13 protein-coding genes and 1 other RNA gene are annotated in these 12,914 nt (G+C 34.4%); 11 read left to right on the top strand and 3 right to left on the bottom strand.

From position 1 onward, the window contains the following. Nucleotides 1–161: 161 nt before the first annotated feature. Nucleotides 162–683, bottom strand: coding sequence for a GNAT family N-acetyltransferase (locus tag J6L95_RS02820; RefSeq protein ID WP_287458070.1), 522 nt, complete (start codon nucleotides 681–683; stop codon nucleotides 162–164). 79 nt (nucleotides 684–762) lie between these two features. Between J6L95_RS02820 and J6L95_RS02815 the strand changes: the two genes are divergently transcribed. Beyond that, the gene (locus J6L95_RS02815) at nucleotides 763–966 is read left to right on the top strand and encodes a DUF1146 domain-containing protein (RefSeq protein ID WP_029070818.1); all 204 of its coding nucleotides are present in this window, start codon (nucleotides 763–765) and stop codon (nucleotides 964–966) included. 66 nt (nucleotides 967–1,032) lie between these two features. Next, entirely contained in the window at nucleotides 1,033–2,022 is a 990-nt protein-coding gene (locus J6L95_RS02810; protein ID WP_029070817.1) for a rod shape-determining protein, read from the top strand. 8 nt (nucleotides 2,023–2,030) lie between these two features. On the opposite strand, the gene J6L95_RS02805 is transcribed toward J6L95_RS02810, so the two are convergent. Further along, nucleotides 2,031–3,128 carry a DUF871 domain-containing protein gene (locus tag J6L95_RS02805; RefSeq protein ID WP_287458069.1) on the bottom strand — a complete coding sequence of 366 codons (1,098 nt, stop codon included), beginning with the start codon at nucleotides 3,126–3,128 and terminating at the stop codon, nucleotides 2,031–2,033. Between the two features lie 133 nt (nucleotides 3,129–3,261). Between J6L95_RS02805 and J6L95_RS02800 the strand changes: the two genes are divergently transcribed. From J6L95_RS02800 to ssrA, 5 genes are all read left to right on the top strand, one after another. After that, on the top strand, nucleotides 3,262–4,983 hold the full coding sequence (locus J6L95_RS02800) for an MraY family glycosyltransferase (protein ID WP_287458068.1): 1,722 nt from the start codon (nucleotides 3,262–3,264) through the stop codon (nucleotides 4,981–4,983). An 85-nt stretch (nucleotides 4,984–5,068) separates the two neighbouring features. Beyond that, entirely contained in the window at nucleotides 5,069–5,290 is a 222-nt protein-coding gene (secG, locus tag J6L95_RS02795; RefSeq protein ID WP_029070814.1) for a preprotein translocase subunit SecG, read from the top strand. A 42-nt stretch (nucleotides 5,291–5,332) separates the two neighbouring features. Beyond that, complete coding sequence (gene rnr / locus J6L95_RS02790; RefSeq protein WP_287458067.1) at nucleotides 5,333–7,525, top strand: ribonuclease R; 2,193 nt, start codon at nucleotides 5,333–5,335, stop codon at nucleotides 7,523–7,525. Nucleotides 7,526–7,532: 7 nt separating this feature from the next. After that, nucleotides 7,533–7,979, top strand: a complete 447-nt coding sequence (gene smpB, locus J6L95_RS02785) for an SsrA-binding protein SmpB (protein ID WP_031590122.1) — start codon at nucleotides 7,533–7,535, stop codon at nucleotides 7,977–7,979. Between the two features lies 1 nt (nucleotide 7,980). Then, nucleotides 7,981–8,336, top strand: a transfer-messenger RNA (tmRNA) gene (gene ssrA, locus J6L95_RS02780). A gap of 36 nt (nucleotides 8,337–8,372) precedes the next feature. Here ssrA and J6L95_RS02775 read toward each other — a convergent pair. Beyond that, nucleotides 8,373–8,948 carry a histidine phosphatase family protein gene (locus tag J6L95_RS02775; RefSeq protein ID WP_031590123.1) on the bottom strand — a complete coding sequence of 192 codons (576 nt, stop codon included), beginning with the start codon at nucleotides 8,946–8,948 and terminating at the stop codon, nucleotides 8,373–8,375. Nucleotides 8,949–9,070: 122 nt separating this feature from the next. Here J6L95_RS02775 and J6L95_RS02770 point away from each other — a divergent pair, with 122 nt between their 5' ends. The 4 genes from J6L95_RS02770 (at nucleotide 9,071) to J6L95_RS02755 (ending at nucleotide 12,792) form a co-directional block, all read left to right on the top strand. Then, complete coding sequence (locus J6L95_RS02770) at nucleotides 9,071–9,991, top strand: aldo/keto reductase (RefSeq protein WP_287458066.1); 921 nt, start codon at nucleotides 9,071–9,073, stop codon at nucleotides 9,989–9,991. 156 nt (nucleotides 9,992–10,147) lie between these two features. Further along, the gene (gene dapF / locus J6L95_RS02765; RefSeq protein WP_029070807.1) at nucleotides 10,148–10,969 is read left to right on the top strand and encodes a diaminopimelate epimerase; all 822 of its coding nucleotides are present in this window, start codon (nucleotides 10,148–10,150) and stop codon (nucleotides 10,967–10,969) included. A gap of 1 nt (nucleotide 10,970) precedes the next feature. Next, on the top strand, nucleotides 10,971–11,672 hold the full coding sequence (gene dapD / locus J6L95_RS02760; protein WP_029070806.1) for a 2,3,4,5-tetrahydropyridine-2,6-dicarboxylate N-acetyltransferase: 702 nt from the start codon (nucleotides 10,971–10,973) through the stop codon (nucleotides 11,670–11,672). A 1-nt stretch (nucleotide 11,673) separates the two neighbouring features. Then, entirely contained in the window at nucleotides 11,674–12,792 is a 1,119-nt protein-coding gene (locus tag J6L95_RS02755; protein WP_287458065.1) for a M20 metallopeptidase family protein, read from the top strand. Nucleotides 12,793–12,914: the final 122 nt, after the last annotated feature.

Raw genomic sequence — 12,914 nt, 5'->3', positions numbered from 1 at the left:
GTGCTCCAGGAGAAGATACCCTCATTGCGCCTTTTTTAGGTGTTTTTTTATTACCTTCATAATCATTCGGTTTAGAAAAATTCAAAATATTCAATTTTAATACTACATGAATGATATCGCATCGTTCATCAAGCCCTGAAACCTGTCATTCATCAAGTTTTTCATAAACTTTTGACTCTACCAATAATTTTTTCAAATCCGATACGTGGATCACCATTTTTTAAGGTGATATCTCCACATAAAGTAAAGCGATTTTTAATGAGAAACTTCTGCATTGAAAGATTATCTTTATGAGTATCTATTCTAATAGAATGAATATTCTTGCTTAGAGATTGTTCTATGCAATAATCTAACATTTTAGACGCAAGAGAATGTCCTTTAAAGTTTTCATCAATGACTATTCTATGAATGACACTATAAGGATTGTCAGTAAGCCACCGTCCATTGGTTATTTCATGATAGCTTTCTTCATCTTCAATAGCGAAATACATGGAACCTATGATTTCATCATTATGAACAAGTACATAGCTCCCTTCTTTAATTATATCATCTAATAGGGTCTTTTCGTTAGGATATCCATCTTGCCATTGAAAAATATTCATTTTACGAAAATAACTCTTTGCTTGATCATATAATGTGATGATTTTGCTTATTTCTTCTTGTTGTGCATGTCGAATTATCATGAATTATTCCCTTCTTTATGGATTTCTGTGTTAAGTTGATTATAATATAAAAGAAATAAAAAGAAAAGGAGAGTCTATCGTGGTTTATCGTGCTATCAATATGACTGTTTATGTTATTTCGGTTGTTTTAGCGATGATTGGATTATCATCTTTTAACTTTGAACAGCATGTCAGAAAAGGGAAAATCAAAGAATTCTATATATTCTATTTTGTCGCAAGTATCGCTTTAGCATACCTATTTGCATCATTCATTTTGAATTTTACAATGTGGAGCTTTAATTAACTTTAAATTGCATCTTGATATTAAAAGATAAGGTGATAGAATAATAAATCAAAGGAGACAAATAGTATGGCGTTATCAAAAGAAATTGGTATTGACCTTGGAACTGCGAATATTCTTATTTACCGCAAGGGAGAAGGAATTGTCGTTAATGAACCAAGTGTTGTAACAATCAATACAGAAACAAACAGAGCAGTTGCAGTAGGAGAAGAAGCTAGGGAGATGCTTGGTAAGACGCCAGGTAAGCTTCAGGCTATCAGACCGTTAAAGGATGGAGTCATCGCTGACTTCCAAATCACTGAAATTTTATTGACCCACTTTATCAATAAGTTAAATCTTAAAGGATTATTCTCACGTCCGACCATTTTAATCTGCTGTCCAAGCAATATCACTTCTATTGAAAAAAGTGCTATTCAGGATGTTGCATTAAGATGTGGTGCTAAGAAAGTCTATATCGAAGAAGAACCAAAAGTAGCAGCTATTGGTGCCGGTCTAGATATTTCTAAGCCAACAGGAAACATGGTTGTAGATATCGGAGGGGGAACAACAGATATTGCGGTTCTTTCATTAGGAGATATCGTTACAAGCCAGTCATTAAAGACTGCAGGAGATAAGATGGATAGTGCTCTTGTAGCTTATGTTAAAGATAAATATAAATTATTGATTGGTGATTCTACAGCTGAACAGATCAAAAAAGAAATCGGCTGTGCATGTGATGCAGATCCTTCTGTTAAATTTGATGTAAGAGGAAGAGACATGGTAACAGGTCTTCCTAAGACAATTCAGATGAGCGAAGATGAAACAGAAGATGCTTTACATGAATTATGTGAAACAATTCTTGAATCAGCTAAACAGGTTCTTGAACAGACACCTCCAGAATTGGCAGCAGATATTGTCAATAAGGGTGTATTCTTAACTGGTGGAGGAGCTCAGCTTCATGGTTTAGATAAATTCATGGAACAGGGATTAAAAGTCCCAGTATTCGTTGCAGAAAATCCTTTGGATTGTGTTGCAGACGGATGCGGTGTCATGCTTGAAAATACAGATTATCTACAGTAAAAAAAGCCTCATTTCTGAGGCTTTTTAAATGCAAAATGATAACCTGGTTTAATTAAATCCAATAAGAGAAGCTCTTCTTGTGGAATATGTCCAACACAGTTACGTTCTCCATCGTTGACTATATCTTGTAAAACAATCTCTAATTCTCCACGATAGTGGGAGAGGTTGTCATTGACGATAAGGACATCTCCTTTATGGAAATAAGGCTGATCATATTTTCTATAAGGGATGGAGATATCCTTGTAGTTAAGACGAGGAAAAGAGCTTCTAATAAAGTATGAAGAATAATCATAACGATCAAAGTGAGGCTTGTAGTCATAGACAATCTTTGCTTCTTCATGAGAGATGTTTTCTTCTATTAAATCAAGTTCAATGGCTTCTAGATTAAGTTGAGCTAATGAAGAAAGTTCTTCTTCACTCGCATAAGCGTTACCGATGATAATATCATCAATAAGATGTGTGGCAAGATAGTATCTTGCCTGTAGATCTACTGGTAGATTACGCATAAATTCAACACTAGGAAGACCACAGAAGACATTCCATGGACCGTGGGTATGTTCTTCTTGACTAGTAATAAACGCAGCAGTTCTTAGATTCAATGATTTCCATAACTTATTCATGTTTATAAAATGATCCCAGTCTAATCCTGAATAACGTTCAGGATAGAAGTTATGACATATACAGATATTATTTTTGTTGGCACCATTTTTTATAAGTAGGTCTACTCCTTGATTAAATGAGCCATTAAATTCAATTTTAATGTGATAGGGGTTATGAGTGATTTCTACATCTTCAATAGCGCCAAAAGACCCATCAAGGCGAATGATATCTACACCCATTTCATAGAATGGAGTAAGGTTATTATATGAGGCATTGAGATGTTTAAAGACATTAGGGTTAGTATCAACTGCGACAGTGAAATTATGAGCATGGGCAAAATCAATAAAGTCGGTGAAGGTTTCAATGATTTCTTCACGTGGTTTATCTACTGAAAGTAGACAAGTAAAAATACGAGAAAAGCCATATTTGGATGCTAGCTTTATATATTCATATGTTTCTTTAATATTCTCTTTTTCTGGATATACCGATATTCCTAGTTTATGCATGATAAATTCCTCCTAATTTCAGTATATCAAAGAGGACCTATACGTTTTTAAATTGTTCATATTCTGAAAAAGAATAAACTCTATAATTTTATAGGCGTTTAGGGTATAATACGAGAAAAGGAGCGATATAAAAATGGATATGGAGATTATTCTGCATTTAGGAGTCTCTTTTGTAATATCTTTGATTTTTGTACCGATAATAGGAAGAATAACCAAGAAGCTTGGTATCATTGCTCATATCAATGAACGTACGATTCATAAGGGAATTATCTCTAGAACTGGTGGATATGCGATTTATGCGGCTTTTTTAATAGCGGCAGCAGCCTTTTTGAAGACTGACCAACAAATCAATGCGATCCTGATTGGTGGTCTTGTCATTTTTTTGACGGGATTTTATGATGACATACATGATCTATCTCCTAAACTTAAACTATTAGGACAACTTATTGCGGCATTGATAGTTATCATTTATGGGGGAATCTCATTAAAAGATCTGACTTTGCCTTTTATTCCAACAAATATTACTTATGCGATCTCATTGATCATTACCTTAGGATGGATTGTAGGTATCACTAATGCCATGAATCTTATAGATGGACTAGATGGATTATGTGCAGGAATTTCTATGATCACCCTTATGACCATAAGTGCAAGTTCATTTATTGCAGGACGAGGGGATATTGCCTCTCTTTCAATGATACTTGTTGGAGCCATCGGAGGCTTTCTTGTTTATAATTTCCATCCTGCAAAAATCTTTATGGGTGATTGTGGTGCCTTGTTTATAGGCTATATGATCTCCGTTATTTCCTTGTTGGGATTCGGCTATGAGACATCCACATTCTTCACATTAGGGGCACCAATTGTCGTATTGGCAATCCCAGTAGCAGATACATTAATCGCAATTATCAGAAGAAGAGTTAATCATAAACAATTTGATGAAGCTGATAGAGGACATCTACATCATCAATTAATGTTTAAATTAAATCTTGGTCAGACCAAGAGTGTATTGATTCTTTATCTAGTAACCGCACTATTTGCGATTGATTCATTTATTTATGAAAGACATCCAATAAGAGCAGTAACACTCTTTATTGTATTATTGATCCTATTTGAACTTTTTGTAGAAGTAACAGATATGATCTCAAGAAAATATAAGCCAGTATTAACAATAGCTAATATTTTTATTAAAAGTGATAAATTGCCAAAGATTAAAGAATCAGCCGCATTTAAAAAGTATCTATGGAGACTTACAAGAGGATTTGGCTTATTTGTAGTAATCTGTATAGTTATTACAGGAATAGGAAGTGGAGTCTATTATTATCATTTAGAATCTACTAAGAAGAAGACTGTTGTCTATGAGAAAGTCAATAGTCCAACAACAGTGATGAATCAGATCTATAGTGAAATTAATAAGCATACAGAAGTTAATAATGAACAAGCTAAATATGTCTGTGCTTATTTTGCTTGTGATTATTACACATTATCTAATAAAGGAAGAAATGATATTGGTGGACAGGCTTACTTCTATAAGTCACGATTATCTGCTTTTAAGAATTATGCCAAAAAAGATTATTACAAAGAGGCCAATAAATATATTTCTTCAGGAAAAAATAAAAATATAGAAGTATCTTCATACAGGATTATCTCTGCCCAAAGATCACAGGTAGAATTAAGTGGGTTAGAGGGATATCGTTATTATGATATTCAGCTTGAATTAACTTTTAAGAAGAAAAATCCAATCTTAGGTAAAGAGAAGATTACTTTAACAGTAACTTGTATAAACAAAGATGATAAAATCAGCGTTGTCTCATTTGATGATGATCAGAGTGAAAACAATGATGTAATCGAATCATAATTGAAAAAAGATTTGTTTTTTACAAGGTAATATGATATTATTCTTATGCTTATGTATAAAAATAATAAAAAAAGGAGGCTTTAAAATGTTACAAATTATATTACTTGTTGTATCTGTAGCCCTCATTATTGTATGCCTATTACAGACAGGAAAAACAGAAGGTATTGTTAACGCATTAACAGGTCAAAGCTCAAACTTGTTTGCTCAACAGAAAGAAAGAGGAATTGATCTTGTTCTTACAAGAATAACAATTGCGTTAGGAATATTATTCTTCGTTTTAGCAATATTAATCAGAATGGGAAATTAGGGCACACATGTGCTCTATTTTTTTTGGAGAGGAAGTGAATATATGAAAGAGAAGATATTGGATTTATTAAAGGATCCTTCTTATAAAGAGAGAAAGATTGATCAGATCGCAAGAGTGCTTCATCAAGATGATACAGAAAACTATATTGCTTTTATTAAATTGATGAACAGTCTAGAAGATCAAGGAGATGTCATCAGAGATAGAAATAATAATTATCATGTATTAGATGAAAATGTATTCTTTAAAGGAAAACTAGAAGTAAACAAAAAAGGCTTTGGGTTTGTTAGAGTAGAAGAAGACAGAGATTTCTATATTAATGAAAAACATATGAAAGATGCCTACCATGGCGATTATGTACTTGTACAGAAGATTCCTAATAATAAGGGAGATAAAGAAGAAGGACAGATCTTACGTGTATTAGAACGTGGGGTAGCACGTTATGTAGGTGAAGTAAAACATGGCAGAAAAGATTGTTACGTACAATGTGATGATCCACGTTTTACAAATAAAATATTTGTAGATGCTGCTCACTTGCATGGAGCTATGCCTGGACATAAGGTCGTTGTAGAAATAAAGAGCTACAAACCACAAATTCGTGGAGATATCAAAGAAATCATTGGACATAAGAATGATCCAGGAGTAGATATTCTTTCCATTGTTCATGCTCATGATGTAGATATTGAATTCCCTGAAGAAGTATATCAGTACATAGAAAATATTCCTGATGAAATCGATCAAAGCGATATAAAAAATAGAATTGATTTACGAGATACATTTATTGTCACTATCGATGGTGATGATGCTAAAGACTTAGATGATGCAATTTCTTTAAGAAGATTACCAAATCATCATTATGAATTAGGTGTCCATATTGCAGATGTATCCTACTATGTAAAAGAAGATTCAGTATTAGATAAAGAAGCATTTAAAAGAGGAACATCAATCTACTTGGTAGATCGTGTTATTCCTATGTTGCCACATAAATTATCAAATGGTATTTGTTCATTAAATGAACATGTAGATCGCTATACTATTTCTTGTATGATGGAATTAGATCAAAGGGGACATGTTGTTGATCATAAGATTATGCCAACGATCATTAATTCTAATCATCGTATGACTTATAAGAATGTTAATAGAATCATCAATGGAGAAGATTTACCTGAGTATAATGATGCAAAGGATATGTTCTTCTTAATGAAAGAAGTTGCTGAAATTCTTAATAAGAAAAGAAAAAGAAGAGGCGCTATTGACTTTGATACAAATGAAGCAGTTATTCATGTTAACGATGAAGGTACGCCAATTGATATCTCATTAAGAACAAGAGGAGAATCAGAACATTTCATTGAAGAGTTTATGCTTTGTGCCAATGAGACAATAGCTGAACATTTTAAATGGATGGAAGTACCATTTATCTATCGTATCCATGAAGATCCTAAACAGAAGAAACTTCAGCAGTTTGTTAATATTGCAAGACCATTGGGATATAAGATTCATGGTTCATTAGATCATATTAAGCCAAGAGAATTAGCTAAAGTCGTAGAACAGTCAGTAGGAAAACCTGAACATCCAGTTATTTCTACATTGCTTTTAAGATGTATGCAGAAAGCAAGATATGATGCGCAATGTTTAGGTCATTTTGGATTAGCAGATGAATTCTACACACACTTTACATCACCAATCAGAAGATATCCTGATTTACTTGTACATAGACTAATTAGAACATATCTCTTTGAAAACAAGTTTGATAAAATTGGACATTATGAAGAAGTTATTCCTTATATGGCAGAACATTCTTCTCAAAGAGAAAAAGTTGCGATTGATACAGAGTATGATGTAGAAGATATGAAAAAAGCAGAGTTTATGCTTAATCATATTGGAGAAACATTTAAGGGGGTTATTTCATCTGTAACAGGATTTGGATTCTTCGTAGAATTGGATAATACTGTAGAAGGTCTTGTCCATATGACAACATTAAGAGATGATTACTATGTCTACAATGAAGACCAGATGATGCTTGTTGGAGAAAGAACAGGAAAACAGTATCGACTTGGAGATGAAGTTGTAGTAACATGTGTAGATGTCAACAAGGTTGAAAAGAAAGTAGACTTTGAAGTCAAATCAGATAAGAAAAGAAGAAGATCTTTCAAGGATAAGAAATATTCCAAGAAAAAGTCTTATAGAAAAAAACCACAAAAAGGTAAGAAAGTGTATAATAAAAAGAGAAAAGGGTGATGAGCATATGAAGATTATTGCGCAAAATAAAAAAGCAAGACATGATTACTTTATTCTTAATACCATTGAAGCTGGTATTGAATTAAAGGGAACTGAGATCAAGTCTATTAGAAATGGTCAATGTAATCTTAAGGATTCTTTTGTAAGAATAAAGAATGGTGAAGCTTTTATTGAGAATATGCATATTTCTCCATATAAAGAAGGCAATATCTTCAATGTAGACCCTAGAAGAACAAGAAAACTATTATTGCATAAAAAAGAAATCAAGAAATTAGAAAAAGAAATTATGCAGGAAGGTTTGACAATTGTCCCTCTTCAGTTATACTTTAATACATCTAAGGCTAAGCTAGAGATAGCGGTAGCTAAAGGAAAAAAGAATTACGACAAACGTCAGTCTCTGAAGGAGAAAGACATGAAGCGTGATATTGATAAAGCGTTGAAAAACGCTTATTAATGGGGATGTCTTGGATTCGACAGGGGTCAGTCTGAATAAAGTTGCAGTCGTAGGAGTACGTTAAACTCACAAACAAATATCTGGAAACAGAACTAATTACGCTTTCGCTTAATAGTCGACAAACTGACTTGCGAATGCAAGCTCACTAAGTCTTACATTAGTGATGTCTTGTAACATAAACAAAGTAAGATAAGGATTAAAAGACGTCTCGATTTTAATCACGAAAATAAAGAGAACCGGTAAGTGAAAGACTGCTTGTGGATCGTACCTTACTTAAATTCATTCGACAAGATAAACTGTAGAAGCTTTATATGGGACGGCTTTTGGACAGGGGTTCGATTCCCCTCATCTCCACCATAGAAAAGTTAAACCGAACACTTATGTGTTCGGTTTTTAAATACGTAATAATTCCACGAATGTGAATGTATCATTTTCAAACTGGAAATGAAGAATATCGCAGTTCATCAATCTGCCATACTCTTTTCGAAATGTAGTATAGTCAGCGACAGTGCTATAGAAGGCAGCACACGCCCCAGCATGTGAGACGGCTAAGACACAATGATGATCATCTTTGTTCATGATGTCCGTAAGTGTCTTTTTCATTCTTCTGCTTACATCTGCTCTTAATTCTCCGCCATAGTGGGGGAAGAGATCATCATAAGTGAAATCAGGATTTCCCCAGACAGGATTAAGATCTTCACTTTCTCCTTCAAAAGTTCCAAAGTTACGTTCTTTTAATCCTTTTAATCTTTTATAGTTAACATCACCAGCTACTAGTTCTAAAGTATCACAGCTTCTTTCGGCAGTAGAAGAATAATAATGATCAAAGCTAATACCTTTTATTTTCTGTTTAGCCATTAATGCCTGATTAATGCCATTTTCAGTTAAAGGGGAATCACACCATCCCTGAATTTTTCTTCTTATATTAAATAAAGTTTCTCCATGTCTCATTAAATAAAGATCTTTCATATAATCACTCCTTTTCTATTTATTATAAAATCTATTAAGCAAAAGTGTAAAGGCTTTCACAATTTGAAATTACACCTGAATATGACTTTTCATCATTATAGTAAAAAGTGAAAGGAGAGATTATGAAATACTTTGAATTACCACATACAGATTTAAATGTATCACAAATTGCCCTAGGCTGTATGCGTATAAGTGAAATGCAACTTGAAGAAGTAGAAACACTTATTGAAAAAGCACTCTCATTAGGAATCAACTTTTTCGATCATGCGGATATTTATGGCAATGGCAAGTGTGAAGAATTATTTGGACAAGCACTTGCTAAACATCCTGAATGGCGAGAGCAGATGATCATTCAAACCAAATGCGGAATAGTACGTAAACAACGTTATGATTTCTCTAAAGAACATATTCTTTCTTGTGTTAATGAATCATTAAAAAGATTACAGGTCGATTATATTGATATCGTGTTATTGCATAGACCCGATGCCTTATGTGATCCAGAAGAAGTGGCACAAGCTTTCAATCAGCTTATCGATGAAGGAAAAGTAAGATACATTGGAGTATCCAATCATACACCAGGAGAAATTGAACTATTACAAAGCTATCTTGCGGATCCACTGATTATTAATCAGCTCCAATTATCCATTGTGCATTCTTATCTTATTGATTCAAGCATGACTCTTAATATGAGTACACCTTACAGTATTGAAAGATCCGCAGGTGTCCTTGATTATTGTCGACTTAAAAAAATAACAATTCAGCCTTGGAGTCCTTTACAGGCAACACGAGAAGAAGGATCTTTTATTGACAATCCTCATTATGAAGAGTTAAACAAAGTATTAGACAAACTCGCCAAGAAGTATCTTGTCAATAAGTCAGCTATCGCAATAGCGTGGCTCTTAAGACATCCAGCACATATGCAGCCAATTGTTGGAACAACATCTATACAGCATCTTCAAGAGCTTGCGGATGCCAGCAAAGTTACACTTACAAGACAAGAATGGTATGATCTTTATCTTGCCTCAGGAAAGATCCTTCCGTAAAAAGAAAAGCAATGAAATTTCCCGGGAAATATTCATTGCTTTTTCTTTTGCATATAACTTGCAATAAACATGTATAAACATTATACTTCAATGTGATAATTCTTTATTGAATATAGTTACAATTATGGTAGAATTTTATCAAGTTGAGGTGAGAGAATGAAATTTACTAAAATGGAAGGTTTAGGTAATGATTACATCTACGTAGATGCAATCACACAAAACATCTCATATGATAAAGACTGGATCACTAAAATTTCCGATCGTCATTTCGGCATTGGTGCCGATGGTCTTATTGCCCTAGAAAAAAGTGATACCCATGATTTTAAAATGAGAATGTTCAACAGTGATGGTAGTGAAGGAAAAATGTGCGGTAACGGCATCCGCTGTCTTGCCAAGTTTGCCTTTGATCATCAATTTACAAATGATACACATATTCGTTTTGAGACATTGTCTGGAACACGAATTGTGGATCTTAAAGAAGAAGATGGACAGATTACTGGTGCCATTGTAGATATGGGAAAACCAGAACTCAAGACCTCATTGATTCCAATGAAGAGTGAAAATGAAACATTTGTAGATCAGCCAATCGAGATTGATGGAACTAAGATTCTTGGAACTGCAGTCTCTATGGGAAATCCTCATTTTGTTATTTTTGTAGATCAGATGCCTGATGATATTGAAACATTAGGAAGAAAGATTGAAACATCTTCATATTTCCCAGAACAGGTCAATGTGGAGTTTGTAGAAGTTATCAACCACCAGCATATCAAGATGCGTGTATGGGAACGTGGAAGCGGAGAAACATTCGCTTGTGGAACAGGTGCATGTGCTTCTATGTATGCTTCTTATTTAACAAAAAGAACTGGAGATCACGTAAAAGTCACTCTGTTAGGAGGAGACTTGAATATTCATTTAAATGAAGACCACCATATTATGATGGAAGGTCCAGCTACGACAGTATTTGAAGGAGAGATATAAAATGACAAAATCAGCTGAAGAAATTATTGAAATTATTGCAACATCAAAAAAGAAAACACCTGTTAAGGCACATATCAGAGGAAAGAATTTACCTGCTACAGATAAATTAAAATGTTTCCCAATGGGTGAAACAATGCTTTTAATCGGTGATCTTGAAGATGTAAAAGCATATGTTAATGCACATAAGAAAGATATCGAAGACTACTATGTAGACTACGATAGAAGAAACAGTGCAATCGATTTACTTGATACTACAAAAATGAATGCCAGAATTGAACCAGGGGCATTAATCAGAGATCATGTTTATATTGGTGATCGTGCTGTTATCATGATGGGTGCCGTTATCAACATCGGTGCTATCGTTGGTGAAGACTCAATGATCGATATGAACGCTGTATTAGGTGGAAGAGCAATGGTTGGTAAACATTGCCACATCGGTGCAGGAACAGTATTAGCCGGTGTTATTGAACCAGCTTCTGCTACTCCAGTTGTTATTGAAGATGATGTTATGATTGGTGCTAACGCAGTTGTACTTGAAGGTGTACGTGTCGGAAAAGGTGCTGTTATCGGTGCTGGCGCAGTCGTTACTAAAGACGTGCCTGCGGGAGCAGTTGTAGTTGGAAACCCTGGTCAGATTATCAAGATGAAGGATGAAAAAACCGAAAGCAAGACAGCTCTTGTAGACGATTTAAGAAAATTATAAGATGGAAGAATTGAAGAGATGGAGAAGAGATCTCCATCAGATTCCTGAGTTGGGTCTTGAAGAAGTCGAGACAACTGAATATTTAAAAACTACATTAACAAAGATGGGATATGAAACACATCCTTTAAAAGGATTAAGCACCGGTCTTTATGTTTATATTGATCAGGGACAAGAAGAAACAATTGCGTTTAGAACAGATATTGATGCTTTATCCGTAGAAGAAGAAAATGATGTATCCTATAAATCCCATCATCCTCATATCATGCATGCCTGCGGACATGACGGACATATGAGTGCACTATTAGGATTCGCTTATCGTCTTTCTCAAAAGAAAGAACACTATAAAAATAATATCCTGCTTATCTTCCAGCCAGCTGAAGAAGCACCTGGTGCGGCCAAGGATATTGTAGAATCTGGATTACTAAATGATTACCATGTCAAAGCGATATATGGCATTCATTTAATGCCATATATTGAAGAAGGAGATCTCTATAGTAAAGCCGGGCCATTAATGGCTGAATGTGGAGAAATTGATATTGTCATTAAAGGAAAAGGAGCACATGCTGGAACGCCTGAACAGGGACATGATGCGATCATTGCTGCAAGCATGCTTGTCGCTCAGTTTCAGACCATCCATTCCCGCAGTATTTCTCCTTTCGAAGATGTGGTCTTAAACATTGGTAAGATCAATGGTGGAACCGCAAGAAACGCGGTTGCGGAAGAAGTGAAGCTTGAAGGTACATTACGTTGTTATGATGAAGATGTCTTCATGCATGTCGTAAACAGAATGAAAGAGATCGCAAAAGGGTTAGAAGTTGCCTACGGCTGTGATATTGATGTCACATGTGATCCCATGTATCCACCACTTCTTAATGATGAAACATTATTTGAAAAAGCCAAATCATTTGGAGTTAAGCAGCTTAAGCAGCCAATGATGCTCGCTGAAGATTTCGCATTCTATACAAAAGCTGTACCTTCATTATTTATCTATGTTGGTACAAAGACAAAAACTATGCAAAGTGGACTTCATACAAGTACATTCAACTTTAATGAAGAAGTACTTGAAAGAGCTGTTGATTTTTATGAATATATGCTAAAAGGGGCTGACCCAGTAAAGTGATTTATGGATAATCACTGAGCTGGATCAGCTCTTTTTTTCTTTCTTTGACTCCCTACAGCCAGATAAAATCTGTTTACGGGCATTTAGACATAAAAAAACACCCATTTTTGGGCGCAATATCC

This window comes from Kandleria sp. (genome assembly GCF_017934775.1).
GTDB classification, from domain to species: Bacteria; Bacillota_I; Bacilli_A; order Erysipelotrichales; family Coprobacillaceae; genus Kandleria; species Kandleria vitulina.
This window is presented reverse-complemented; position numbering and strand designations above follow the sequence as displayed.